The sequence below is a fragment of the Sphingomonas sp. IC081 genome (assembly GCF_006874585.1).
Taxonomy (GTDB): Bacteria; Pseudomonadota; Alphaproteobacteria; order Sphingomonadales; family Sphingomonadaceae; genus Novosphingobium.
This window is the reverse complement of record NZ_CP029766.1, coordinates 24,007-47,745: the sequence shown is the minus strand read 5'-3', so window position 1 is coordinate 47,745 and position 23,739 is coordinate 24,007. Positions and strand designations below refer to the sequence as shown.

23 protein-coding genes and 2 pseudogenes are annotated in these 23,739 nt (G+C 61.1%); 5 read left to right on the top strand and 20 right to left on the bottom strand.

Annotated elements, in window-relative coordinates; genetic code table 11:
• Nucleotide 1 precedes the first annotated feature (1 nt).
• Genes DM450_RS25140 through DM450_RS25110 form a run of 6 tightly spaced genes read right to left on the bottom strand, consistent with a single transcriptional unit; the run spans nt 2 to nt 5,286 of the window.
• On the bottom strand, nt 2-2,368 hold the full coding sequence (locus DM450_RS25140) for a VirB4 family type IV secretion/conjugal transfer ATPase (RefSeq protein WP_142640125.1): 2,367 nt from the start codon (nt 2,366-2,368) through the stop codon (nt 2-4).
• Entirely contained in the window at nt 2,361-2,699 is a 339-nt protein-coding gene (locus DM450_RS25135) for a type IV secretion system protein VirB3 (RefSeq protein ID WP_142640123.1), read from the bottom strand. The genes DM450_RS25140 and DM450_RS25135 overlap by 8 nt, the downstream gene beginning before the upstream one ends.
• A 1-nt stretch (nt 2,700) precedes the next feature.
• Nucleotides 2,701-3,021 carry a TrbC/VirB2 family protein gene (locus tag DM450_RS25130; RefSeq protein ID WP_142640121.1) on the bottom strand — a complete coding sequence of 107 codons (321 nt, stop codon included), beginning with the start codon at nt 3,019-3,021 and terminating at the stop codon, nt 2,701-2,703.
• Nucleotides 3,022-3,041: 20 nt separating this feature from the next.
• Nucleotides 3,042-4,319 carry an LPD7 domain-containing protein gene (locus DM450_RS26425; RefSeq protein WP_260610752.1) on the bottom strand — a complete coding sequence of 426 codons (1,278 nt, stop codon included), beginning with the start codon at nt 4,317-4,319 and terminating at the stop codon, nt 3,042-3,044.
• Nucleotides 4,316-4,921, bottom strand: coding sequence for a lytic transglycosylase domain-containing protein (locus DM450_RS25115; RefSeq protein ID WP_142640119.1), 606 nt, complete (start codon nt 4,919-4,921; stop codon nt 4,316-4,318). Before DM450_RS25115 ends, DM450_RS26425 begins: the two co-directional genes overlap by 4 nt.
• Nucleotides 4,918-5,286 carry a hypothetical protein gene (locus DM450_RS25110; RefSeq protein ID WP_142640117.1) on the bottom strand — a complete coding sequence of 123 codons (369 nt, stop codon included), beginning with the start codon at nt 5,284-5,286 and terminating at the stop codon, nt 4,918-4,920. Before DM450_RS25110 ends, DM450_RS25115 begins: the two co-directional genes overlap by 4 nt.
• Before the next feature lie 205 nt (nt 5,287-5,491).
• Here DM450_RS25110 and DM450_RS25105 point away from each other — a divergent pair, with 205 nt between their 5' ends.
• The gene (locus DM450_RS25105; protein WP_260610750.1) at nt 5,492-6,052 is read left to right on the top strand and encodes a recombinase family protein; all 561 of its coding nucleotides are present in this window, start codon (nt 5,492-5,494) and stop codon (nt 6,050-6,052) included.
• Here the strand turns inward: DM450_RS25105 and DM450_RS25100 are convergent.
• The 6 genes and pseudogenes from DM450_RS25100 to DM450_RS25075 all read right to left on the bottom strand — a co-directional run.
• Entirely contained in the window at nt 6,044-6,256 is a 213-nt protein-coding gene (locus DM450_RS25100; RefSeq protein ID WP_142640115.1) for a helix-turn-helix domain-containing protein, read from the bottom strand. The genes DM450_RS25105 and DM450_RS25100 overlap by 9 nt on opposite strands.
• 3 nt (nt 6,257-6,259) lie before the next feature.
• Complete coding sequence (locus DM450_RS25095) at nt 6,260-6,868, bottom strand: UPF0149 family protein (RefSeq protein ID WP_142640114.1); 609 nt, start codon at nt 6,866-6,868, stop codon at nt 6,260-6,262.
• Nucleotides 6,869-6,896: 28 nt separating this feature from the next.
• Nucleotides 6,897-7,379 carry a hypothetical protein gene (locus tag DM450_RS25090; protein WP_260610767.1) on the bottom strand — a complete coding sequence of 161 codons (483 nt, stop codon included), beginning with the start codon at nt 7,377-7,379 and terminating at the stop codon, nt 6,897-6,899.
• Nucleotides 7,380-7,421: 42 nt separating this feature from the next.
• Entirely contained in the window at nt 7,422-7,928 is a 507-nt protein-coding gene (locus tag DM450_RS25085; protein ID WP_260610766.1) for a helix-turn-helix transcriptional regulator, read from the bottom strand.
• A 159-nt stretch (nt 7,929-8,087) separates the two neighbouring features.
• On the bottom strand, nt 8,088-8,339 hold the full coding sequence (locus tag DM450_RS25080; RefSeq protein WP_142640110.1) for a helix-turn-helix domain-containing protein: 252 nt from the start codon (nt 8,337-8,339) through the stop codon (nt 8,088-8,090).
• A gap of 118 nt (nt 8,340-8,457) precedes the next feature.
• Nucleotides 8,458-8,616, bottom strand: a pseudogene (locus tag DM450_RS25075) (transposase); the annotation flags it as partial.
• An 88-nt stretch (nt 8,617-8,704) separates the two neighbouring features.
• On the opposite strand from DM450_RS25075, the gene tnpA reads away from it, so the two are divergent.
• The 4 genes from tnpA (at nt 8,705) to DM450_RS25060 (ending at nt 11,708) form a co-directional block, all read left to right on the top strand.
• Nucleotides 8,705-9,148, top strand: a complete 444-nt coding sequence (gene tnpA, locus DM450_RS25070) for an IS66-like element accessory protein TnpA (RefSeq protein ID WP_142632303.1) — start codon at nt 8,705-8,707, stop codon at nt 9,146-9,148.
• On the top strand, nt 9,145-9,498 hold the full coding sequence (tnpB, locus tag DM450_RS26035) for an IS66 family insertion sequence element accessory protein TnpB (protein WP_185928675.1): 354 nt from the start codon (nt 9,145-9,147) through the stop codon (nt 9,496-9,498). The genes tnpA and tnpB overlap by 4 nt, the downstream gene beginning before the upstream one ends.
• A gap of 93 nt (nt 9,499-9,591) precedes the next feature.
• Nucleotides 9,592-11,100, top strand: coding sequence for an IS66 family transposase (gene tnpC / locus DM450_RS25065; RefSeq protein ID WP_185928750.1), 1,509 nt, complete (start codon nt 9,592-9,594; stop codon nt 11,098-11,100).
• Nucleotides 11,097-11,708, top strand: a complete 612-nt coding sequence (locus DM450_RS25060; protein WP_142632302.1) for a UPF0149 family protein — start codon at nt 11,097-11,099, stop codon at nt 11,706-11,708. The genes tnpC and DM450_RS25060 overlap by 4 nt, the downstream gene beginning before the upstream one ends.
• Before the next feature lie 451 nt (nt 11,709-12,159).
• Here the strand turns inward: DM450_RS25060 and DM450_RS25055 are convergent, their stop codons facing one another.
• The 8 genes and pseudogenes from DM450_RS25055 to DM450_RS25020 form a co-directional block, all read right to left on the bottom strand.
• A complete protein-coding gene (locus tag DM450_RS25055; protein ID WP_221889517.1) occupies nt 12,160-12,801 on the bottom strand; it encodes a hypothetical protein in 642 nt (213 codons plus the stop codon).
• A gap of 6 nt (nt 12,802-12,807) precedes the next feature.
• Complete coding sequence (locus tag DM450_RS25050; protein ID WP_142640106.1) at nt 12,808-17,022, bottom strand: RHS repeat domain-containing protein; 4,215 nt, start codon at nt 17,020-17,022, stop codon at nt 12,808-12,810.
• A gap of 66 nt (nt 17,023-17,088) precedes the next feature.
• Complete coding sequence (virB11, locus tag DM450_RS25045) at nt 17,089-18,090, bottom strand: P-type DNA transfer ATPase VirB11 (RefSeq protein WP_142640104.1); 1,002 nt, start codon at nt 18,088-18,090, stop codon at nt 17,089-17,091.
• Between the two features lie 22 nt (nt 18,091-18,112).
• Nucleotides 18,113-19,180, bottom strand: a complete 1,068-nt coding sequence (locus DM450_RS26420) for a TrbI/VirB10 family protein (protein WP_260610764.1) — start codon at nt 19,178-19,180, stop codon at nt 18,113-18,115.
• Nucleotides 19,173-19,862, bottom strand: a complete 690-nt coding sequence (locus DM450_RS25035) for a TrbG/VirB9 family P-type conjugative transfer protein (RefSeq protein WP_142640102.1) — start codon at nt 19,860-19,862, stop codon at nt 19,173-19,175. Before DM450_RS25035 ends, DM450_RS26420 begins: the two co-directional genes overlap by 8 nt.
• Nucleotides 19,859-20,719, bottom strand: coding sequence for a virB8 family protein (locus tag DM450_RS25030; protein WP_142640100.1), 861 nt, complete (start codon nt 20,717-20,719; stop codon nt 19,859-19,861). Before DM450_RS25030 ends, DM450_RS25035 begins: the two co-directional genes overlap by 4 nt.
• Entirely contained in the window at nt 20,719-21,888 is a 1,170-nt protein-coding gene (locus DM450_RS25025; protein ID WP_142640098.1) for a type IV secretion system protein, read from the bottom strand. Before DM450_RS25025 ends, DM450_RS25030 begins: the two co-directional genes overlap by 1 nt.
• Nucleotides 21,888-23,726 (bottom strand): annotated as a pseudogene (locus DM450_RS25020) (VirB4 family type IV secretion/conjugal transfer ATPase); the annotation flags it as partial. The gene DM450_RS25025 and the pseudogene DM450_RS25020, both read right to left, overlap by 1 nt.
• Between the last annotated feature and the right edge of the window lie 13 nt (nt 23,727-23,739).

The following is a 23,739-nucleotide window of genomic DNA, read 5'->3' as shown; positions in this document are numbered from 1 at the left end:
TTCAGCTTCTCCTTTCACTGGCGTAGAAGAGGGGCAGCCAGGCCGCCGGATCGGTGCCCGCCTGGGCAATGGCGGCCTCCATGACCTCGAGTGTTTCCGCACGGCCGGAGAGGACCGAGAGTTCGTCGAGCATCCCGTTCAGATCGAGCTTGGCGACGATCGAGGTGTGCCCCTGCTTGATGAGGAAGCACCGGCTTTCGGGCGTCAGGTCTTCCTTGATGAGCCTAAATTCCGCCTCTGTGAGGCCGAGGCCCTCGCAGTAGTCCGAACGCTTGGCATCGGAGTTGGGCAGGAGGATCTTGGTCGCGGTCTGCTCGATGATCGAATGCGCGATCGAGGAGCGCAGCGCGTCGGCGGGTGACTGCGTGCCAAAGATCATGAAGGCATTGCGTTTGCGGAAGGTCTTGAGGCCGTCCTGTGCGAACGACTTGAAGGCATCGTCCTGCAGGGCCTTCCAGAACTCGTCGATGTCGACGACGACGCGCTGGCCGTTGAGGAGCTCATCCACGCGGCGGAAGAGGTAGAGCATCATCGGCGTGCGGATTTCGGGATTTTCGAGGAAGTCCGTCATGTCGAAGCCGACGAAACGTGCGGCCATCGAGACCTCATCGGCCGGGCCATCGAAAGCCCATCCGAGCGCGCCGCCCCGGCACCAGCGCTCGAGCCGCGCGCCAATGCCTTCGGCATCGGCATAGCCGAGCATTTCGCGAAGCGCGCTCATCGAGCGTTGCGCGGCAGGAAGACGCATCACGGCATCGAGACCCTCGTCGATGGTGCGCTCCTGGGTGACGGTGAGGGGATGTTTGTCGCGACGGACCAGGACGCGGATGAACTGGCGCAGAAAGGCCATGTTGTCGTGGCTCGGCTCCAGCCCCTTGAGCGGGGCGAAGCCTGTCGGCTCACCATTGCGAAGGGCAAGATAGGTGCCGCCGCAGGCGCGCACGAAGATCTCCGCGCCTCGGTCCTTGTCGAAGAAGATCTGCTTGGCACCGGTCTTCTCAAGCTGGGCGAGCAGGAAGTTCTGCAGGACCGTCTTGCCTCCGCCCGTGGGGCCGATGATGAGCGTATGGCCAATGTCGGCGCGGTGAAAGTTAAACCAGAAGGACGAGCCGGCACGCGTCTTCAAAAGCGTCACCGCCTCGCCCCAGTGGTTCCCCGACTTGCGACCGGCAGGGAAGGTGTGGAACGGGCTCATCGCCGCAAAATTGCGGCTGTTGATCACGGCGGGCCGGGCCCGCATCTTGAAGTTGCCGGGAAGCTGCGCCCAGAAGGCGGCTTCCAGCGCGACGTCCTCGCGGGCCATGATCATGCCGGTATCGGCGGCGGCAGCGCGGGCGATCGAGAGGCGTTCGAGCAGGCGCTTGGGATTGTCGTCGATGACGGCAATCGAGAGGTGATGCTCGCCCATGACAAAGCGGTTCGACATGAGGTCATCGACGCCATCGAGCAGCTCTTCCGCCTGGCTCACGCCCGCATCGTCCGAAGAGACCATCTGCTTGTACTTCTTCTGGAAGCGCTCGGCCGCGACCGACTTGACCAGCGGCGCGAAGCTCTGCGTCAGCACATAAGGAAAATCGAGCGTCAGAAGGCTGTTGAACTGGCCGCTGCGCGTGTTGGCGACGTATTCGCGTACGCCGAACATGCCCAGGTAATGCGACCTGTCGGGAAGCCGGATCTCGGCCGCCTCGCGCCCGAAGATGATCCGCGAATTGTAGATGGCCTGTCCGAGCCGACCGTGCACGAGCGGGATGCGGATACGGTCCCCGGTCTGGATGAAGTGCAGCACTTCCATGGGCTGGGAGAACAGCACGCCGCCGCGCTCGTAGAGCGAGAGCGCCACCGGGTTGGTGTCGGCCAGCATGCTCTCGAAGTCGCGGCACTTGTCGGCCATGATTGCCAATGCGCGATCGTCGGCCGCCTGGCTGGCATCGGCCTTGGCGAACAGGCGGCCGAGCTGGTCGCCTGCCATGTTCGAGGGCCGCACCACGATCGTGACGTAAAACTCGTTGTGGTAGAGCACCTTTTCCTTGAGGCGCTTCGAATACCTGGCCTGCAGGTCGCGTGCGAAGTCGGACTGAAATTCGCCGTCGAGTTCGGGATTGGTGGCGGTGCGCACCAGGTGCGTCCACACGGCCACGCGGTCATCGCCGATCGTGCGCCAGGCGATATTGAGCTTGTTGTGCCAGGTGTTGAGGTCGGCAATATCGCAGGTTTCGAACGGGCGCCCATCGACCCGGTACATGCGCATGAGCGAGCCATCGGCCAGCGCAATCACGGTGTCGTTGAGGTGCCGCGTGTAGGGGATGAACTTGATGTCATCCTCTTCGCGCAATGCGACCTGTTTGTGCTTGAGGGCAAACCTAGTCATTGCCGAACTGCCTGCGCTTCACGCCGGTCTTGAGGCGGACGGGAGAGTAGCTCCCGCCCCCCCAGAACGTGCGATTTTTGGAGACGAAGGTGGTCTGGAACCACAGGCCCCAGAGCCGGAACGCGTTAAAATCGTAATGGACGATCATGCGCGCCGGGAAGTAGAGAGCGCCGAAGAGGGCGAGGGGATAGAAGGGATTTCCAACGATCCCCCAGACCACCATGCAGACCATGATGATCGGCAGGATTGCCTCGAGCGGCAGTCCCATGAACACCGATGGCCGGGTCAGGGCGAGGAACACCTTGTCTTCGGCGATCTTTTCCTTGTCCATGTCAGGCGCTGCCACCCATCCAGCCCACGATCGTGGTGGCGGAGAAGATGATGCCGATCCCGATCAGGACGGTGACCGCGCGGCCCCAGTCCATGCGGCCGGTAAGCTTGGCGTAGCCCACCGCCATGATGGCGATGACGCCGACCACCGAGGCGATGGTGATCATCCAGCTCTCGATGGTGTCGAGGCCGCTTTCGATCGAGGTTTGTGCAAAAGCAGCCTGGGATATGGCCAAGGATGCGAGGATGCCGGCAACGCCGACAAGCTGGCGGGCGCGGCGATCCGAGAGGAGGCGACGCGCGGGACGACGAGAGAGCTTCATAGACTTCTCCATGTTTGAGGTTACCGTTCCATCTGGTTGGTTTGGACCGGCTCGATCTGCCGAACCGGCGCCGGTTCACGGACCGACACATCAAGGCCGCGCCGCAGCACGTCCGAGATCATTTGGCGGCCCGCTTGGGAGACCGCCTCGATGCGCTGGTCATCGCCCTGGAAGGCCGCTTCGAGGTGGCGGCGCATTTCCGCTTCCGCCTCGAGCGCGTTGGTGAGCCGAGGCTCGGCTTGGCGCTGCTCTTGCGTGCCGCTGAGATACAGGTCGGCCAGCTTCTCGCTTTCCAGTTCGGCGGCCCGCGCCCTGTCCTTGCTCGCCAGGAACTCGGAGAAGGCGTTGCGCTCCTGAAGGGCTTCGGCCACCAGCTCGTCACGCGCCGCCTTGCCATCGGACACTTCAAGACCCCGGCTTCGCGCCAGCTCGCCAACCTCAAAAACCTGATCGCGCCGGTATTCCCCGACGGTCTTGGAAAGGTTGCTCTGGTTCCGCGCCGTGTCGGCAATGATGCTTTCCGACATGAGATTGCGGGCGGCCAGGACTTCGTTGCTGGCCCCGGCATCGCCAAGGCGCATCTGCGCGGAGGGCTGCTTCAGGATGAACTCGGAAACGGTCTGGTTCGACAGCGACGGATCTTCGCGCAGAACGTCATTCAGCTCCTCGACCAGGGCGCTCTTGCGCTTGAGCTGAGCGGAAATGTCCTCGTGGCTATCTTCGCGGTCCGTGGCGGGTGCCGACACGCGCTCGTCAGGCCTGGCCGCTTCCATTGCGATTTCAACGGTCTCGACGGCCTGTTCCGCTTCCCCGTTCTTCTCGGCCTTGTCGTCATTGCGCAGACGCTGGGCGTCCTTGCGCTCGCGTTCGGCCTCCTCCCGGCGTTGGCGTTCAACAGCTTCGCGCTCGGCAAACGACGGCTCATAGCCATTGACCTCAAGACCCGAACGCGCGGCAGCTTGCCATACGGCCTTGCGAAATTCGGGCGAGCCATCGACCGAGATACCTTCCCAGCCATTGTGCTGCGCGAGCTTCACGAGGTTCTCGACCGTCTCGCGATCGTCGCGGTTGGCAACGATCCGCTCGTTCGAGATTTCGAGCGCCGGCGTCTGGGCATTGCCCGGTGTGAACAACCCTACCCGGCGCTCCGCTTCGGAGCGGCCCTCAATGGCGCGGATCTCGTAGCGCTTGGCAAGATCGTCGGGAATGGAGAACGCGGCCTGCGTGACAGGTTCCTGAGACGCGTCCCGCTCCGCTGCCCGAGGCGCCTGCGTAATGCTGTTGTTTTCTTCGTTCATCGGAAGACCTCGATTCCGGTGCTGGCTTGACCGAACACCCACTGTTCCGGCGCTGCGAGCGGGCTCGCTTCCTGCGACGTGGCGGCCCGAATGGACGGGGAAGAGGAAAGGTCGGGGAGTGTGGGCGGCGTCTCGATCGCGCCAACCCGGGCCGCGGCCGCCCAGACCCGCTGGACGTAGCCGTTGCGAAAGCCCCGGGTCATCGTGCCGGTGTTGTAGAGCGAATAGGTGACGCTGATCGCGTCGAGCCCGGAATAGTGCTGGCTCGCCTGCGCATAGCGTTCCTGCAGGACGCGCGAGGCAAGGCCGAGGTTGGTGCACGGATCGAAGGTTTGCTCGATCGTCGTGCCCAGGCGCGCGAGGTTCCTCGAGTTGATCTGGCCAAGACCAATATCAACCGAGTGCCCGGCCGCCACATAGCGCTTCACCAGCGCGACCGCGTCGGCCAGGTTCGAGGCGTTCACGCGCGGCCCGTTGTTGACATTGATCGCAAGCGGATTGCCTTCGCTTTCCGCGACGAGGAGGGGAACAAGCGCTTCTGTGGCAACGCCGGGAGCGCATTGCTGCGCGAGCGCAGTGAGGGCGGCGACGGTGTAGATCATTGGCCGATCGTGGTGACCGTCGAGGTCTTGGTGTTGATGAGATACGCGCTCGTCGTGCCGTCGCTTTGCGTGCTCTTCACATAGTAAAGCGTCTTGCTCAGCTTCTTCGTCCTGGCTGAAACGCCGCCTTCCGAGCAGGACGGGAAGGAGCCGCCCATGGCGAGCGCCTTCCAGAGCTTGGTGATCGGCGGAACGCATTCGGCGTAAGTCGTGGGCGAGCCGGGCGTGGCGAGGCAGAGGATAACCTGACAGCCCCAGGTCGAGGCATAGGCGTCCTGCGGCACGGAGGCGGCTAGCACCCCGCTTGCGGCCAGCGCGAGCCCACTAAGCAGATTGGGGCATTTTGCAATGGGACGATTAAACATGAACCAGCTCCCTGTTTACGCGGATGAGCGTTGCACTCAGAAGTATGGATATGTGATATATCGAATATTCAGTCGTCCAGCAATACGCAATTGGCTATTGCTGTACTGTTGGTATCGTGGTGGCCCGATCTTGAAGGAGCCACGGCCAATTTCTACGGCGCGGGGACCGGCGTGAGATCATGGCCTTGTGTGAAGAATGAAGAAGGTGACGCTTTTGCCCAAGACTGTCGTGTTCCTGGCCCAGACCGGAAAATCGCCTTCGCTTGACGAGCAGACCGCGGCCTGTGTGCGCGACGGCGATCTTGTCGTGAGTGCCCCGGAGGTGAGTTTCAGCGAGCTGGAGAAGCTGCTGGGCAAGCTCGGCAATCCGCTTGTGTCGGGAGACACCATCAAGTTCCACGATCTTTCGTGTCTCGCGCTCAGCACCACGACGGTCCTTCGCCTGATGCTCAAGTTCCTCAAGGCCGGGATCTCGATCGAGCTTTGCGGCCTCGGCGTGACAATCACCCCGAACCGGGAGAGCGATCTGTTCCTTCTGGTCGAAGCCTTCGATAGCCACTGGCGGCAGATCCACGGGATCAAGACCAATGCAAAGCGCGAGGCAAAAGCGGGACGCAAGCCGCGCCTCACGCTCGAGCAGTTGCCGGACATCCAAAGGCGTCTGGCCGAGCCGGGCGCAACGCACGAGAGCGTGGCAAAGGACCTGGGTGTCGCGCGCTCCACGCTCTTCGGGTTTTTGAAGGCGCATAAGGATGTGTCAGGCTGATTGAAGAAGGACGGCCGGCGGCATCCCGAGCGCGGCGCACAGGCCTGCGAGTTCGGTGAGCGTGATATCCCGGGCCTGCCCTTCAAGAATGCTCACGATGCGTGCTTCGGGCAATGCGCTGGCAAAGGCGAGGTCACGCACCGCCAGCTTGCGCTCCTGGACCGCACCGAGCGTTCGGACGTAAAGGGTTCGATACACCGACATCGCTCAACTGCCTGTGCGGCGAGAGGCAGGTCTGGCCGAGGCGGGCGTGGCGCCTTCAACGATTTGGCGGCGCTTCTCGTACATCATGGGAAGCAAGCGTGAGAGCACTTCCCATGAGCGGTCCGCGACTTCGCAAAGGGCCTGCGCCTCCGGGTGGCTGGCGATGTAGCTGCGTGCAGCCTCGCCCATCTCGCCGACGGCATGGCTTCCCAGAAGCGCAAGCAGACCGCCTTCGCGCTGACCGGCCAAGAGATATTGCCACATGTCGAGATCGTCGGCGATCGCTTCGTAGAAGCCGCTGCTCCAGGCGGTAAGGTCAAATTCACCATCAGCCGTCACGGCAAGGATCGGCACATAGTGCGGGTTGCTAGCCGCCATTTGCACACGGGCCTGGTCAAGGCGTGCTAGCAGTTCCTTGCGCGCCCGTGTTTCAACGAGGTCCCGCGACACAGCCTGCTCCGAAACGGGTCCCATGATGGCATCGAGCCAATGGTTGTCCGGCATGGGCTCGAGCGAAACGAGAGCCCCCGCTAGAAATCCATCGGCCAGATGGAGATCGGGACGTGTGCCAGGCACTTGGGCCTGCCACTGGCGGTAGCTTGGAAAATCCATGGCGCTTCCTTGCGATTTGGGGGGAGAGTCAGCCTGAGGGAAGGTTCCTGAAATCTTGCCAGTCGCGTTCAGGGCCGAAGCGCTGGGAGCGCCGTATGTGAATGATGGTGCCCACGATCAGGCTGACCGTGGCGGTGAAGGTCGGCGTCTGGCTCATGAAGACCACGACGATCGGGCGGTTCACCATGCCCAGGTAATGGACGAGGTGGGTCAGCACCGAGAGCAATTCCATGGCCGTGCAGACGATCGGCCACATGCGCCGGGCCCGCGCGGCGATCAGCCCGAAACCGGCCAGCCCGACGAGATCTTCGGCAACCGAGATTGTGCGTATCGCCTCTTGCGACAGGCCCACTGTCTGGATGAGGGCGCCTTCGAACCAGGTCATCATGAACATGACGAGCAGGACGCCCGCGCCGGCGCGTTCGGGGTCTCCGCCCTTCCAGAGGCTAAGACCAATCGCGACGAAGATTGTCGCGAGAAAACCGAAGTAGAGGATTTGCATTACGCCCATTGCGATGATCCATCCGCAAGGGCGGCCGCGATCAGGCGTGAATTACAACAGTCTCTCCAGAGCATCCGCAATCACCAGGACCAGAGCCAGCGTGAGAGCCATCATGAACGCCAGTCCAATGACAGCCACGAACCGACCGGACGGACCGAAGTGGAGATCGAGGCGATCGACGAGCGTCATGCCCTGGGCGTTGGCCTGGAATAGGCCAGGCGTCGCCAGGGCGGCAGGCGCGAGATCCTCGACCATGGAGGTCGTCCGGTTCTTGCGCTCAGGATCATCGGCCCCAGCCTCGATGCCAACCTGCGACGGTTCATATATCAATGGTTCGTATATGGAATCGTTGCGGTTTTCTGCGGTTTCCCGCAATTCCCGGTAGAGGCGCACGACCTCTTGGCGGGTGGGAAGATTCCATTTTGTGCGAACGCTCGAGACGCGCTGATCCACGGTGTGCCGGGAGATGCCCAGTTCGTTGGCGATTTCCTTGCTGGTTTTGTGCAGGCACAACTGCTCGAGCACCTCGACCTGCTTGTCGGTCAGGCTTTCCAGCATTTCACTGGCAGTGTCCGCGTGTGCGTCCCAAAGGCGGCATGGTTGGTTCATGGCGTCTATGCCGTGAACCGTAGTCCATTCACCGCATCAGGGTAGCGCCAAGAGTATGCGCCGTGCGTGGTATGCGATGGATCGCATGGTTTATAAATTGAAGGGATTTCAGGAAGCTGGCTGCACCGTCAGAAGATCGATCGCAGAGCACCCGAGGCCCTTGGCAAGCTGTTCGACGACTTCCAGCGTCGGATTGGCTTTGGCGCGCTCAATGAAAGACAGATGCGAGGTGGCGACACCGGACCGGATGGAAAGCTCCACCTGGGTCATTTTAAGCGCAGCACGCCGCTCTTTGACGTTCGCGGCAAGGTGGGTCGCCAATTCTGAAGCTGCCTCGTCCACGTTCAGATATTGCGCCATACGTCGTGACCGCAGCCTTCCATCAGATTTGCTCGGGAGTAAGAGCTTCCAACCGTCTATAGCGCATCAATCGCCCAACGCTAATTTTGGCTCTGTTGCAAACTCTGATGCGGTTGCCAAGGTTCGTGTTCTCGTCCTCGAGCTGCTTCAACCGGCGCATGTCCGGCGGCAGCATGCCGTCGTATTTCTTCTTCCAGTTGAAGTAGGTCGCTTGGCTGATCCCGGCCCTGCGGCAGATGTCCGCCACGGGAATGCCTTCGGCTCCCTGCTTCAGAATGAACGTTAGCGATGCGAGCGCCCCACGTAGACGGCGCTGATTGCTGAGCCAATGACCCTGCCTTTGAAATGGCAGCGGAGATGGCAAGATGCTCGACGATGACATCAGCGGTTTGAACGGCGATTTAAACAGTGCGGCACAGTGTGCGAATACGGATTGGAACGGTGTGCCGCATAGTGCGAAGTCGGATGTAGGCGAAGCGACAATCCTCGGCCCGCAGAAGCGCAACCGACGGTGGGATGCACACGAGAAGGCGCGGATCACCGCAGAAAGCTTTGAGCCGGGCGCCAACATCAGCGCGGTGGCGCGGCGCCATGGCATGAGCCCGGGCTTGCTCCATTACTGGCGGCGAACGGTGCGCGACCGGGCGGCGATGGAGCCGATCTCGTTTGTGCCGCTGGAAGTCGACGATGGCACGCGGGCTCCAGATGGCAGCCTCGAGATTGGGTTCGACGGCGCTCACGTCGTGGTGCGCGGCGCGGTGGACGCGGGCGTCCTGAGGGTTGTGTGCGAGGCGCTGCGTCAGCGATGATCGGCGGGCGCAGCGATCTGAAGGTCGTGCTGGTGTCGGGTCCGATCGACTTCAGGGCCGGTATCAACAGGCTCGCCTCGCTGGTGGCCAATGAGTTGGGCCGAGATCCCTATTCCAATGATGTCTTCGTGTTCCGATCGAAGCGGATGGACCGTTTGAAGCTCCTGCACTTTGACGGTTCCGGCACCATTATGGTGACAAAGTGGCTGGAGGCTGGGAAGTTCTTCTGGCCCCCCGTGACAGGCGGGGTGATCAAGCTGACCGCGGCGCAGATGACGCTGCTGCTGGGGGGAATGGACTGGCGTCGCCTTGAGGAAAACCCGATAAGAAAGCCCGAGGTGGCGGGGTGAGAAGTGGCGGTTTTTCTCGGTTTTGGCGCAATTGTGTGCTAACAAAATCGGGTGACCCGCCCCACGGAAAATCAGGCTGACGCACTTGATGCGATGACCCGCCGGGTGGCGGAACTGGAGGCCGAACTCGAGGCGGCCTCCAGGTTGTTGAAGACCTACAAGACCATGCTGTTCGGCTCGCGCTCCGAAAAGGCGCGTATCGTTCTCGACGGGCAAGGCAGCCTCGATCTGGGGGACCTGAGCGCCGTTCACATGGCGCCAGCAGCCAACGACGATCCGATGGCCAAGGGGGCAAGGCCTCGTGCCAGGCGCAACATCGGCGCTCTGCCCAAACATCTGCCCCGGATCATGCACGTCATCGAACCTGAAAGCACGCAGTGCGCCTGCTGTCAGGGCAGCATGCACAAGATCGGCGAGGACGTGAGCGAGGCGCTCGACATCGTGCCAGCCATCTTGCGCGTGATCGCCACCGTCCGCCCCAAGTACGCTTGCCGGACCTGCGAGAGCAGCATCGTCCAGGCGCCGGCGCCACGCAGGATGATCGAAGGCGGGATGGCGACAACCTCGCTGATCGCCTGGATCGTGACACAGCGCTTCGCATGGTATCTTCCAGTTTATCGCCAGGCCCAGATGCTGGCAGGGCATGGCCTGCAGATTGATCGATCGACGCTGACGCGCTGGCTGAAATGCGCGGCCTGGTGGCTCGAAGGCCTTTACGATCTGCAACTGCGGGCAATCCACAGTCACCCCCGCATCCACGTCGACGAAACCCGGATGCCCGTGATTGGAGGCGGCAACGGCAAAGTCCGCATCGACCAGTTCTGGGCCCATGGAACCGATGATCGCCCCTGGAATGGCCCGGCACCACCGGCGGTGTGCTATGTCCATGCCCGTTCCCGAAGCCATCGCACGATATCCGAGCAGCTTGGCCGCTATCAGGGCGTGCTCCAGGTCGATGGCTATCGTGCCTATAAGGCCTTCGAGAGCCCGGACGGGTTGTCCGGAGAGATCCGCCTCGCGTTCTGCCTCGCGCATCTGCGGCGACGCTTCGTGGATCTGCATAAAAGCACCCGGTCGCCGATCACCGCGCAGGTCATCACTCTGCTCAGTCGTATCTATCGGATCGAGGCGGAAATCCGCGGCACCAGTGCCGAGCACCGGCTGCTCACTCGGCAGGAGAAGTCCAGGCCGATCATGGAGGAGCTCAAGGCGCTGCTCGACGATACCCTGCCGCGCGTCTCGCAGGTCTCGGATCTGGCAGGGCACATCCGCTATGCTCAAGGCCATTGGCGCGGCCTCAACCTGTTCCTCGAAGATGGCCGCGTCGAGGTCGATAACAACATGATCGAGAGGCAGATGCGCCCGATTGCAATCGGACGCCGCAATAGCCTGTTCGCCGGCAACGAAGGTGGTGCCCATACCTGGGCGGTGCTCGCTTCCCTGCTTCAGACAGCAAAACTGAACGGGCTCGATCCCTACACCTGGCTGAGCGATGTGCTGGCCCGGATGGTCTCGGGCGAAGTCCTCAACAATGGTCTCGACCAACTCCTGGCATGGAACTGGCGCGCCGCTGAACCGACCGCTATGCGACTGGCCGCATGAGCAGCACCAGTCGCTTCAAGCGCCCAAAGAAGCCCAGAAAAGCGCGCGTCCTCACCCATGACAAGCTTGAGGAATGGCTGGCCACTCGCGAGCATCCGATGCCGGGAGTATCAATGATCGACGGCTATCTCGCCGCGCTTGTCGTCTCGCCCCAGTTCATTCCTCCCGAAGACTGGCTACGTCCTATAGTCGGAGACGGCATCGCCTGGGCGCCGGATGGCAGTATCGAGGAGGCCGTGCGCAACACGATCTTCCAGCGGTATAGCCAGATTGGTGCGACCCTGTCCGGTGGCCCGAAGCGCTATGCTCCCATCTACATGCGCACGGACGCCGGCGAAGTTCTCCTGGAGGACTTCGCCAATGGCTTCTACCTCGGCATGCGGCTCAGCATCGACGACTGGAAGCCGCACATATCCAGTCCGGAAATCGGCCACCCACTGACCGCCATCCTCGGCCATTGCACGACCATGATGCCTGAGGATCAACGCCAGAATGCACTACGCGGCCAGGCCGGCGAGATCATGGCTCAATCCTGGAAGGTCGTTCCAGAGCTGGTCGAGATGCTTCACGTCAGCATCGGCGGCGCCCGAAACATCGAAATCCGATAACCAGCAGCGTCAACGTGGGGTTCTCGCATCGCTAACGAATGAACGCCTTCTGCGCGTCTGAGAATCTCGATGCCTTCATCGTCCTTCGCTCCTCCCAGCCAGGGGAGTTTACGGCGAAAAACTCTAACTCAAAGCGATCCAGTTTTCCGGGATCAGATCACCCGTTGCTCTGGAACGATAATCACCTGCACGGTCGTGCGTTAGGTGTGTAGCTCTATACTGCATTTCCCGGCTCGATCGCGGCCGACCAGCTACCCGCCGATACGGCCCCGGTTCCAGGTTCCTGCGGGGCACCGCTCCGCGAGATTTTCACGAGCGATGTCGCCATCAGCAGGGCATGGTCTATGTCGCGCTCTACACGACAGCCGCGCCAAGCTCGCCGAGGCCCTCGGCATGCGCGATGGCGCCTAGGTTGGGGCTATCGACGAGATCATGGGACGGGATATGGGCTTCATCCAAACGCACTAAACGCCTGATCAAGCGGTCCAAAAATTTCCTGAGAAGCCTCACTCCAGGCACCAAAGACTTGACGAATGCCACTTTCATCACGAGCGGCCACAAATGCCCTTATTTCGTCATATTTTCCCAATTGCACCGGATGAAGTTGAGCGATTTTCTCATCATCTAAATACGATATCGCCGCTTCAAAATTAGATACCCGTAGATAGCAAATATATCTGCTCCATATCGGGTATCCACCTTTAATGTCGTTAGCGTCCAAATAGCCAATAAGATTAACAGCCGACTGGATGCTCCCAAACTTTTTTACGTATGATGCCAGAGCTATCTCGCATTCATCCACGCTATCCTTATCGATGGAACAATGGACAACCCTTTCACCTAGGCTCCAACTAACAAATTTCTGCCTATCAAATGCTGGCAGCAAAAATGTAGATATATAGGTGTCCAACGGCGACCCTTCGATGAGGAGCCCTGATACAATATCTCTATTTCTAAAACCGAGCCAGGAACCTTTTCCTAAAGATATTAGTCCGTGCCCTTTAAGGCACTTGGAAATATGCCTTCGCTTTTTGGCGGAGCCGACCGCATCATGAGCGAGATTCCGCAAATTTTCCCCGAGACCAGTCGCCATAACGCACTAGCCCCCGTTCTCGAATATTTCACAAATTTTGGTATTGGTCGGCAAGTTGTTGTAATAATTAGAAAGTTGTGGATTTTCGAGTCTGGCGTTCCCTGTTTTTAGCTCAATAATAAAATTAGGTGAATTTACATCACCGTAAACTGCATCGGGTCTAACAGACCCGAGATCAAGCCAACCAGCTACACCGCCATCCTTATACGACACATTCACGCTTGTGCTGCTGAAATTTCTAACGGTCGCACTAAAAGCGGAATGGATAAATATCCCTCTGAGCCAAGCCGGCGTATAACTATTTACAGGATTTGCCGAGATGGCGATTTGCGCCGCCGTTTCAAATTGCGCGAAGCCGGGCACACCATCGCATGTCTTCCGCCCACTCCGCTTTCCACTTTGCGGCATATCTTTTTGTGTATTTTTCTTTGGGCGCGGCGCGGTAACAAGTATTTCCCCCGGATTTCCACCTTCGGTATTCCGTCCTCCATCCCTAAATAGAGTATCTAAAATATCCTTTATTCTATTTTCATCCAAAAATTGGTATGGCCACCGAATTCCCTCCACAATAATGTCAGATAATCCAGATGGATCCCTACTATTAATTGGATCTCCGCTGACGTAATTATACCAGTTCATGCCATCTGCGTAACCAATGGGATCGGTCTGCATGAATCTGCCTAGGGTGGGCGAGTACATGCGTGCCTTATAATAGGCGAGGCCGATTTCCCCTAGCCAGACCTGCCCGGTATACTGGAAGCGCCCGAGATTGGTGGACTGCGGGATACCGTATTCGTCGTAGGCGTTGAGCCTGATCGCAGCCCCCGCCGAATCGGTCACGGCGATGACCGAGCCACGCTCATCGGCATGCAACCAGCGGCGATCGGTCGTGCCTGAGCCTTCGTACCACACGACCGGTTCATCAGTGCCCGGGCCCGGCACATAGCGCCGCAAAATCGTTCCCGACGGATTGGCCACTTCAGCAGCGATCTGGGAACCGGAGTAATAGAAGCGCGTGGAGGTGGGGGCGTCGTACTCCACCAGACGGCTGAGGCCGTCGTAATAGAGGGTCGCACCCGCCGAAGCGGTAAGTTCATTGAGCTTGCTGTAGGTGTAAGTCGTGCTGCCCGAGCTGGTGAGATTGCCCCGCGCATCATAGCCCAGCGCGACCGCTCCTGAGGCGGTATATTGATTGAGCCCGTTGGGCGTATATCCGCGATCGAAATTGTAATGCCCCGTCCAGGCATAGGCGTCGTTATTCCGGGCGACGCTGGTGATCTGTGAGGCCGGATTGTAGCCGATTGCGGTTCCCACGCCGCCAACCGCACCGATCACGATATCGTTGGTCGTCCCGGCAGCATCGATTTTGAGGCCGGAAAGCCTGCCTGCCGCGTCGAAAGCGTAGGACCGACTCGTGCCATTGCCGAAGCTCACCCCGGTACGGCGTCCAAGACTATCGTAGCTGTAGGTTGCAAGAACGCCCACGCCCGAGGTGGCGCCGTTTTCCCGGATGGCCGTGACCTGACCGATATTGTCGTAATCATAGGTTACATAGAAGCCATCGGCCCAGGTCCGCCGCGTGACATTGCCTGCAGCGTTGTACTGATACGTCATCGATCCGAAAGGCTGCGCTTCGGAAGTCAGGCGCCCCAGGGCATCCCAAGTATTGCTGAGGAGTAACGTACCGCGTTGCGTCGTGAGGACGCGCCCGGCTAGGTCATAGGTGTACGAAATGGCCGATTCACCCGACGGCGTGACAGACTTCACCCGGCCGAGATTGTCGTAGACATAGCCGATTGTGCTACTGTCGCCGTCGCGCAGACGCACCTGGGTTACATGGACGTTGTCGCCATACGTAAATGCCGTGAAGTCCGATGCCGAACTCGTATCCACCCCTTTGGTCGCCACCGGGAAGCGTGTCTTTACCAGACGATCGAACCCATCGTACTCGTAAGTCGTCCGGTTCAGGTTTGCATCCTTGACATAAGACACCTGACCATTGGACGTGTAGCCGTATTGCACATCATCCGATTGCGCCAAGGTCCCGTATGCACTGGTCACCTTCGTCACGCGGCCAACCGCATCGTACGATGCCCGAGTTACCCGATCCGGCCCTGCCGCTCCGACGGCTTGGAGTGAGCAGGCAGATGCTGGCAGCGCATTCCAAGTCGCGCTGTTCATCCGGACCGTTGTACAGTCCGGGCGCCCCAAGCTGTCGTAGCCATACTGTGTAACGGCGAAAGTCGCGCCCCCATCTGTCAACCTGTCGGATGTTTTGCGGGTATTACTGTCATACGTCGAGGAGAGCTGTTGCGATGGACTAAACGAGGCCCAATCCCCATCGGATTGGCTATTCACCGTCCCCTGCTCAACCAGACTGGTCTGCCCGTCTGCATTATACGTAATGCGTTCGGCGCGGCTCTTAAGAGGCCCTGAGCCGTCCGGATCAGCTGCAATTACGCCGACAATGCGACGCAGGGCATCGTAACGGTAGCGGACCGTATCCGCGGCGCCCGACAGAGGACCATCGACGGTTAAAAGATTGCCGATGCTATCGTAGGACATCATTTGCGTTGCGGATAAGGACCCATCTCCAGAAGCGGCACTGACGCTCACGGGGAGAAGATTGTTCGCGATACCCTGAGATTGCAATCCATAAGAGATCGCTGTCTTTTGCTCATTTATACTGCCTGCACAGGCTGACTGCGTAAGGCAGGTTGATTGCGAAACCAGTTTGTATGTAGGATAATTCGATGCGACAATGGCACCAGTGCTATCTTTATAATAACCTTGGTAAGTTGAGTAGCTATTGGTCGTGGTTTGTCGGTCGGCGCTGGCCTCAGCGGCAGGCCGCGTAATCGTAGCGAGTCCACCATGGGTTGCATCATAGGTGTAATCGGTTTGATTGCCATTTGGATCCTTTGTCCAAATGGGCTTGTTGCAGGTCTTGGCATTCGTGCAACTCGCTGCAAAACCGGCAGTAGTCACGATATCGGCAAGACCGGAACCTGCCTTGGCAACCAAGCGCGTCTCAAGAACATTTCCACGTCCATCGTATGAATAAAGAACGTAGTTCCCTTCCGGATACGTCATTTTTGTAACGCGGAAAAAGGAGTCGTATTCGTACGATGTAGTGCTTTCGGAAGCATCCTTGACCGACATCAGGAGGTAATTTGTCAGATCGATCGTGTATGTCCGCTTGTTTCCGAGTGCGTCGGTAGAAATTGTCGTGCGAACATTTCCACTGTCGGAATAAGCATAATTCGTCGTCACGCCGTTTACGGACACAGAACTGACTTTGCCATTGGCAGATGTGAGCGACAGATGGAAATTTCCGGGACCGGTGATGCCAGATCCGTAAGTGGTAACTTGCCCCGCCGCATCGGTAACTGAACCGTCCGCACCTAAGGTCAGACTCGGCCATGTTGTTGAAAACGTGCAACTCGCTGCTGTCGGGTCACAATAATCTACCGAATTATTCAGTGCTGTGACCTTTGTCACCCGGCTCCACTCATCATAATTTTCAGATGATAGCTTTTTCGCGGTTGATTCCGTAAAAGCATAGGAGAGCTTAAGCTGATTTCCGTTTGAATCCTTAACGGACATTAGTCGTGCGACATACGAAAGTGACGAATTGCAGACATTGCCATCATATCCACCGCCGCAAATGGTTGATATCTTGAAAGCAAAAAACTTCCTCGAGCCATCAGGATAAGTCAGCGTCGAAAGGCGAGCCAGTTCTCCTTCATAAAATGGATATACATATCCGCTATTCGAAATGAATGTCGCCACCACGCCATCACGAGACGTGTAGGTATATGTTCCTCCCGAAATCGTCAGCGTTGCGCCATTTCCAGTTTTGGAGACATAGCTCCCGGAACTGGGAACAAAATTATCCGACCTTCCATCAAGCGTAACAACGTACTCGCCATTTACCTGTTCTATCGTGCTCACAACATTCGTAACGCCGCGCGTATCACGTTGATATACAAGCCCTTGGTCCCCGCCAATGCTCAGCGCAGGTAACGAAGCCACGAAAGTGCCTCGCATTACATCCACGCCATTTTCGTCAATGGAGCTGGTCAAAGGCGGCGGAGCGGCCTGACCGGCCACCTGCGCCATCGCAAAATGTGGGAGTCCACCCGATAACAGCGTTCCGCAAACAAGCCCGATGCGGACAGCCTGCGATCGGCGCCATCCGCGATGCTCAAGACGCAACATATTACCCCCGTAAAACCAGTCGCTTTTGTGAAATTGCAATGCGAAACATGAATAGTTTTATAAAAATCAGGCGTTTCGTGTTGCGTCAAGTGACTTCAGCTGTGAAATTCGCCGCGCCCCATCCTCCCGGACAAGCTGCACGATCAGATCCACCGACCGGGTGACGTAGCGAACCACATCGTCCCACTTCATGTTGGCGCCCGATTGCAGGATCAGCAGCGCCAGCTGATCGATCGCCCGCTCGGGGGTATCGGCGTGGATCGTGCTCATCGAGCCCGGATGCCCGGTGTTCACCGCCCGCAGGAACGTCATCGCCTCCTTGCCCCGCATCTCCCCCAGGATAATGCGATCGGGCCGCATGCGCAGCGAGGCGATCAGCAAGTCTTCGGCCGAGACATCGGCTTCGCCCAGCGCCCCGCGCGCGGCCAGCAGCCCAACGGCGTTCTCGTGAGAAAGCTGAAGCTCTGCCGTATCCTCGATCACGATCAGCCGCTCGTGCGGCGGCACTTCCTGCAAGAGAGCGTTAAGGAAGGTCGTCTTGCCCGTCGAGGTCCCGCCGGAGATCAGGATGTTGCGCCGCTCGCGCACCGCTCGGCGCAACACTTCCAGAAGATCGGTGTCATTGGTGGCTTCGAGCGCGGCAGCCTTTGCGTCACCCTGCCCTGTCCACGTCTGCGCAAAGCCCCCCGCGTCGTGGTAGTCCTGCAGGCTGAGCCCCGCCGAGACATGCCGCCGGATCGCCAGCGCAATCTCGCCGCGCGTCGCCGGCGGCAAAGCCACCTGGATGCGGGAGCCATCCGGCAGCGCGCCGGAGAGCAGCGGATGCTCGCGGCTGATCCCTTGCGCATTCATGGCCGCGACCTGCCGCGCCAGACGCGCGAGAACCTTGCCGGTCAGCTCCGGCACTTCGGCCCGCTCGAGCGCCTTGCCCAGTGCCTCGACCCAGATCTCGCCCGGCCGGTTGACGTAGATGTCCGTCACGTCGGCACGCGAGAGGAACGGCGCCAATGGCGCCAGGTAGCTCTCGAGATAGACCTCGTGCGAGATCACGGGCCCCGTCGCTGCCATTGTCGTTGCCGTTGGCACCGTATCAATGCTCCACCGAAGTGAAGTCGAGATCCCGCGCCACGAAGACCGAGACGCTGGCCCCCTGCGGGATCTTGAGGGTCGGCTTGATATCGGATGGGTTCTGGATGGTCGTCGCCTGAGTGTTGGAACCCGAGAGGCCCACGATCACGGTATTGCCCGCCACCCTGCGGCTTGCCGCATTCACCCCGATATCGAGCGCGGATTGCAGGATCGCGCCGCTGAAGCGCTGCAGGAAGTGCGTGTTGACGTTGCCCTTTACGCCGGCGCGCCCGAGCGGATCGGCCGACGGGGAATCGAGATCGATCATCATGCCATCGGGCCGGGTCAGGCGTTGCCACTGGATCAGCGCACGCTTCTGCCCCAGGCTGATGTCGGCCTGGTAGCTGCCGAACAGGCGGCTGCCCTTGGGAATGAGCACCCGGGTGCCATCGAAGCTCATCACGTCGCGCGAGACGATCGCACGGGAAAAGCCGGCCCGCGTGGAATCGAGCGCGGTCTCCATTACCGCCTGGATCACGCTGCCCTGGGGCACCGTGGTGCCGGGATTCGCAAAGGGATGCGCCTGCGCGCGGCCATCGGCTGCCTTCGACGCCGGGCCATCAGGCCCCGCCGTAGCACCGGACTGCGGCGCCTGGTAGGCAAAGCCGGGCGATGGCGGCATCGGCTGCGCCAGATACGGTGCAGGAGCAGGCTGCGGCATAACCGAAGCGGACAGGTAAGACCGAACCGGCTGCGGCGGATAGACGGGCTGGGGAACGGGTGCATAGCTGGCCGGTTGCTGCGGATACCCCAGCACCCCGGGCTGGGTGGGTTGCTCGTATTCGGGCGCGGGCGGGATCACCAGTTCGGGCGGTGAACTGATCATCGTGCTGCCGCTGCCCGGCTGTGCCTGCACCAGCGACGGGTTTTGCAGGGCCACGCGCCGGGTCTGCAGACCATAGAAGATGCCGCCGCCGACCGCGACGAGGATGGCTGCAAAGATCCAGACGGAGCGATTGCTGGACGCCTTGCCGACCAGCGGGCGCACGCCCTGCGCGTCCGAGGCAGGTGACAAGGAGAGGTCAGCCATGGGCCTTGGCCTCCCCGTTCCGGGTGGCTTTGGCCGCTTCCTTGTCGATCCGGAAGATCAGCGTCTCGTAGACGCGGTCGATCGTGTAGATACCGCCACGCACATAACCGTCGACCATCTGCTCCTCGCCGGTCGGGCCCAACGCAAAGATCGCCGGCATCGCGCGGTCGCCCTGCCACTCGATGTAGGTCTTCATCCCGTCGTCACGGATGGAGGTCGGTTGCAGCGTCTTGTTACCCGTGAGGCGATAGGTGAAGGCATGGTCTCCGGCCTGGCCCTGCACGACCGGAGGCGGCGCAAAGCTGGGCGGCGGCGGGTTCACCAGGAGCACGACCGCCGGTACCGATTGCGGCGTACCGGCCGTGAGCTCGAACTCATAGCTGCGCATATTGGTGCGCACGCTCATGACGCCGAAGGCCGAGGGCCGCATGGCCCTCAAGGCCAGACTGTCGCCGCTGCCCGAGACCATCACATTGAAGCCGGTCGGATCGCTCAGAATGACCGAGGCGATTTGCTCGCCCTGGCGGAACATCAGCGTCTGCGTCACGTCCGAGGCCGTGCGCAGGCTGAACAGGCCGCTACCGCTCACCGGAAGGGCCAGGATGCGGGGATCGACAGCAGGAAGCTCCTGCGCACCGGCAGTGCCGGCGATCAGGGCAAGGAGAAGCGCCAGCGATCTCATTGCGGCATACCGGAGCGCACGGGACGACCTGCCATGGCCGGCACAGGCGCCCGTATTGCGCCCGGAGCGGTCGGCTGCCCCCTTCCCTGCATCCCGCCGGCCGGCGATGCCGATGGCCCCTGTGCGGAGGCCATATCAATGGCCGAGGGCACCGCGCCTTCGGCTGCGCCCGGCTGCGGCACCATCTCGGCATCGCGGCGATAGCGCAGGACCTGGAAGCCGAGCGGATTGAGCAGGCGATCGGCCGCGCTCATCGAGGCAGTCGAGAAGCGGTACTTCATTACCACCGCCCAGTTTTGGACGTCCTGCTTCTGGCCGCCGGGATCGGCGCGAACGGTCACGAAGCGGACCAGCGCCGTATCGGCGCCAAGCGAGGAGATGCTGCGCACCTCGGTCGTCACCAGGGCCTGCCTCGGCAGCGTCACAAGCGGGCTCTGCGGATTGTTGGCGGCCATCGATGCAAGGTAGCGTGCCCGCGCTTCGTCGGCCGACCACAGCGCGACCTTGCGGTAATCGTCCTTCAGCGAGTTGATATCGAAGCTCTCTCGCGCGCTTACGTACTGGGCGAGGAACGAGCGAACCAAGGCATCGTCAGGGGTGATCGCCTGCTGATCGAGCGGCTTCAGCGCCTGGACATTGCCGGTCTGGCGATCGACGAGCAGCGTATAGGGCACCACCGTCTTCAGCGGCAGCAGGCTCGCAAGCGCAATTGCTTCGAGCGCGGCCACGCCAGTTGCGACGCCGGCAATGATCCAGGCCACGCGGCGCGATCCGCTCAGTGCCTTGTTACGGTCGGCCGACCAGGACTCAGCCTGGCTATAGTAGCGGTTGAGATCGTCATCGCTCATCTTGTTCATCAGTTCTGGTCCCTGCGCCGTGCGGCCCCGGAATGGCGCCGGGAGGGCCTGCGCCAGGTATTGCCCAATGCATTCTCACCGCTGGCCTGGCCGGCCTGTGCGGCAAGGGTCGAAGGTGCAGCGCTGCTGCCGCTGCGTTCTGACCAGCGGCCTTCGGTCCGCGCGATATCGGCGATGCGTTCCTCGCGGCGCAGGTTGTCCGTCACAGACTGGGCGACGATGACAGCACGCGAGGGCTCCTCGCCGCTTGCCGTCACCACCGCGGCGCGCTGCGAGATTGGCGGCGCTTCGGAACGCGGACCTGCTTCAGGCAGAAACGCCGGGAGATGGAAGCGGCTGTGGAAGGCCAGCCTTGCCATCAGGAACACGCCGGCCAGTGAGACAACCGCAAAGCTCAGCGCGGCGACCAGGATCTCCACCGGTGCATCGAGCGTCTGCACATCGGCAGCGCGCCTTTGCAAGGCATCCTGAAGCCATGGTTCCAGCAGGGCCAGTTCGACCCCGTAGATGACGCTGAGCAGCATCGAGGCGAGAAAGGTCGTGACCAGCGCCCGCGCCCAGCCCTCGAAGATCCCCCGGGTGATCCCGAACAGCAGCAGCCCGGCCATCAGCGGCGCCACCGCCAGCAGGAAACCCGCTGTCAGGCGCACCAGAGCCAGTGGGCCCAATGTACCGACCAGATAGGCGCTGCGGGCAAAACCAAGCTGGAACCAGTCGCCCTGCGCCACGCCCAGGCGGCCGCTACCGAAGGTGTTGAAGGCCGCGAGGCCTCTGTCGACATTCTGCAGCCGCGCCGCGAGATCACCGGCGCTGCCAGGAAGCCCGGCGCCTCCGCCGATCACTTGCGCGATCTGGTTCGGGCCGTGGATCACGAGATCGTAGCCCACCACCCGCCAGGCGGGCCAGCTGGTTGCCAAGGTCAGCATGATGCCGACCTTGAGCACGTCGCCCACGACATCGCGCGTGGCCATCGGATAACCCAGCAGCAGGCGGATCCCGAACAGGGCAATGAAGATCGTCAGCAGGCTGGTGAGCGCGATCGTGACGGGCGAGCCGGGACTGGCAAGCGCGCCGTAGCCATAGCTGCCGATCGCCTGCGCCTGGCAGTCGATATGCGCCAGCGCATTGGCGAGGAAGTCTTCCCCGGTATGGACGACGGGACAGGCCATCAAGCGCGTTCCAGGAGCGGAGCCATCCAGATCTCGGGATCGGCGCCGGTCTCCTCGACCAGCTCGTCGAAGAGGCGCACGGTCGCCTCGCGGCCTGAGAGGATGGTGAGGATATCCTTCTCGCCCGAGAGATTGAGCCGGGCGACCACGCTGTCCTTGCCGTGCTTGATCAGGAAGCAGTGTGAACTGTCTGGCAGGCTGCGCACCAGTTCGTACTCGTGCGGGGTCAGGCCGAAACCGTCGATGTAATCCTCGGGCCGCGCCTTGGGATTGATCATGAAGATCTGGGTCGCGGCCTGCTCGATGATCGCACTGGCAATCTTGCTCTCGAGCGCGTCCTGCGCGCTCTGGGTAGCGAAGCCGACAATCCCGTTGCGCTTGCGGATGGTCTTCTCCCAGTCCTTGATGCGCCGCACGAAGACCTCGTCGTCGAGCGCCTTCCAGCCCTCGTCGACCACGACGATCGCCGGGGTACCGTCGAGACGTTCTTCCACGCGGTGAAAGAAATACAGCAGCGCCGGCGTGCGCACCGCCGGATCGTCGAGGATCGCGGTCATATCGAAGCCGACCGTGGCAGCGGTCAGGTCGGTGAGGTCCTCTTCATTGTCAAACAGCCAGGCGCGCTCGCCTTCGCCCCACCAGGGACGCATGCGCGAATAGAGGTCGCCTGCCTTGGGCCGGGCATGGCCGCGCAGCAGTTCGACGAGATAGCGCAGACGCCGGCGGGGCCGGATCTGGTCGAAGTTGGCATCGAGCGCATCGGCGGCGATCTCGGCCTCTTCGGGATCAAAGCCGCCGGCGAGCAGGCCCAGCCATTCCATCAGGAACTGGCGGTTGGCAGGCGTATCCTCAAGCTGCAGGGGATTGAGGCCCGAAGCGCTGCCGACACGCAGGCGGTCATACTGGCCGCCGATCGCGCGGATGAAGAGCTCGGCGCCGCGATCCTTGTCGAAGAAGACGATGCGCGGCGCGAACTTGCGAGCCTGGGCGAGCAGGAAGTTCAGCACCACGGTCTTGCCCGAGCCTGAGGGGCCAATCACCGTGAAGTTGCCGAGATCGTTATGGTGGAAGTTGAAGAAGTAGGGGCCGGCCGCTGTCGTCTCGAGCAGCGAGACCGCCTCGCCCCAGTGGTTGCCGCGCGGACGGCCGACCGGGAAGTTGTGCAGGCTGGCAAGGCCGGCGAAGTTGCGGCTCGAGACCAGAGCCTTGCGGCCGATGTACTTGAAGTTTGCCGGGAACTGCGCCCAGAAGGCCGGTTCCAGCGCGATATCCTCGCGCACGCCGACGATCCCGAGATCCGCCAAGACCGCAGTAACTTCGGCCACTTCGGCATTGAGCACTTCGAGGCTCTCGGCATGAACGGCAATGGTCATGTGATGCTCGCCGAACGAAGCCCGCCCCGCCGCCACATCGTCCTTGGCACGGGTGAGTTCATCGCGCAGCGACAGTGCCTCATCCTCGGCTGAGCGCATGCGGCGCAGTGCCAGGTTCATGCGGCCCAGAGCCGCGCCGCGTTCGACGAAGGCGAAGGACTGGCTCACCGTCATCTCGAAAGGCATACGGTAGAGTTCATCGAACATGCCGGGCAAGGTCTGCCCCGGGTAGTCCTTGATCGAGATGAGCGCACCGAACTTGCGGCCCAAATGGCCGGCCGGGGCCAGTTCGAAGGCTTCCTGGCCGAAGCTCACCCGGCGGAACGGCAGGTGTTGCCCCAAATCGCCGTGCGGCAGGCCGACCGGGCGCATATCTGCGTTGTAGAGATAGGAAAGGAACTCGAGCGGTTCGGAAAGTTGGCCGTGCTCGGTTCCATAAACCGAGAGCACACGGGGATCGTAGCTGGGCTGACTACAC

Coding starts and splice junctions, on each gene's coding strand:
- DM450_RS26420 (WP_260610764.1), bottom strand. CDS start 19,180: ATGGCTGACCTCTCCTTGTCACCTGCCTCGGACGCGCAGGGCGTGCGC.
- DM450_RS25025 (WP_142640098.1), bottom strand. CDS start 21,888: ATGGCCTGTCCCGTCGTCCATACCGGGGAAGACTTCCTCGCCAATGCG.
- DM450_RS25110 (WP_142640117.1), bottom strand. CDS start 5,286: ATGTTTAATCGTCCCATTGCAAAATGCCCCAATCTGCTTAGTGGGCTC.
- DM450_RS26425 (WP_260610752.1), bottom strand. CDS start 4,319: ATGAACGAAGAAAACAACAGCATTACGCAGGCGCCTCGGGCAGCGGAG.
- DM450_RS25080 (WP_142640110.1), bottom strand. CDS start 8,339: ATGGCGCAATATCTGAACGTGGACGAGGCAGCTTCAGAATTGGCGACC.
- DM450_RS25130 (WP_142640121.1), bottom strand. CDS start 3,021: ATGAAGCTCTCTCGTCGTCCCGCGCGTCGCCTCCTCTCGGATCGCCGC.
- DM450_RS25085 (WP_260610766.1), bottom strand. CDS start 7,928: ATGCTGGAAAGCCTGACCGACAAGCAGGTCGAGGTGCTCGAGCAGTTG.
- DM450_RS25100 (WP_142640115.1), bottom strand. CDS start 6,256: ATGTCGGTGTATCGAACCCTTTACGTCCGAACGCTCGGTGCGGTCCAG.
- DM450_RS25140 (WP_142640125.1), bottom strand. CDS start 2,368: ATGACTAGGTTTGCCCTCAAGCACAAACAGGTCGCATTGCGCGAAGAG.
- tnpA (WP_142632303.1), top strand. CDS start 8,705: ATGCTCGACGATGACATCAGCGGTTTGAACGGCGATTTAAACAGTGCG.
- DM450_RS25135 (WP_142640123.1), bottom strand. CDS start 2,699: ATGGACAAGGAAAAGATCGCCGAAGACAAGGTGTTCCTCGCCCTGACC.
- DM450_RS25050 (WP_142640106.1), bottom strand. CDS start 17,022: ATGTTGCGTCTTGAGCATCGCGGATGGCGCCGATCGCAGGCTGTCCGC.
- DM450_RS25055 (WP_221889517.1), bottom strand. CDS start 12,801: ATGGCGACTGGTCTCGGGGAAAATTTGCGGAATCTCGCTCATGATGCG.
- DM450_RS25090 (WP_260610767.1), bottom strand. CDS start 7,379: ATGGGCGTAATGCAAATCCTCTACTTCGGTTTTCTCGCGACAATCTTC.
- DM450_RS25060 (WP_142632302.1), top strand. CDS start 11,097: ATGAGCAGCACCAGTCGCTTCAAGCGCCCAAAGAAGCCCAGAAAAGCG.
- tnpC (WP_185928750.1), top strand. CDS start 9,592: ATGACCCGCCGGGTGGCGGAACTGGAGGCCGAACTCGAGGCGGCCTCC.
- tnpB (WP_185928675.1), top strand. CDS start 9,145: ATGATCGGCGGGCGCAGCGATCTGAAGGTCGTGCTGGTGTCGGGTCCG.
- DM450_RS25030 (WP_142640100.1), bottom strand. CDS start 20,719: ATGAACAAGATGAGCGATGACGATCTCAACCGCTACTATAGCCAGGCT.
- virB11 (WP_142640104.1), bottom strand. CDS start 18,090: ATGGCAGCGACGGGGCCCGTGATCTCGCACGAGGTCTATCTCGAGAGC.
- DM450_RS25095 (WP_142640114.1), bottom strand. CDS start 6,868: ATGGATTTTCCAAGCTACCGCCAGTGGCAGGCCCAAGTGCCTGGCACA.
- DM450_RS25115 (WP_142640119.1), bottom strand. CDS start 4,921: ATGATCTACACCGTCGCCGCCCTCACTGCGCTCGCGCAGCAATGCGCT.
- DM450_RS25035 (WP_142640102.1), bottom strand. CDS start 19,862: ATGAGATCGCTGGCGCTTCTCCTTGCCCTGATCGCCGGCACTGCCGGT.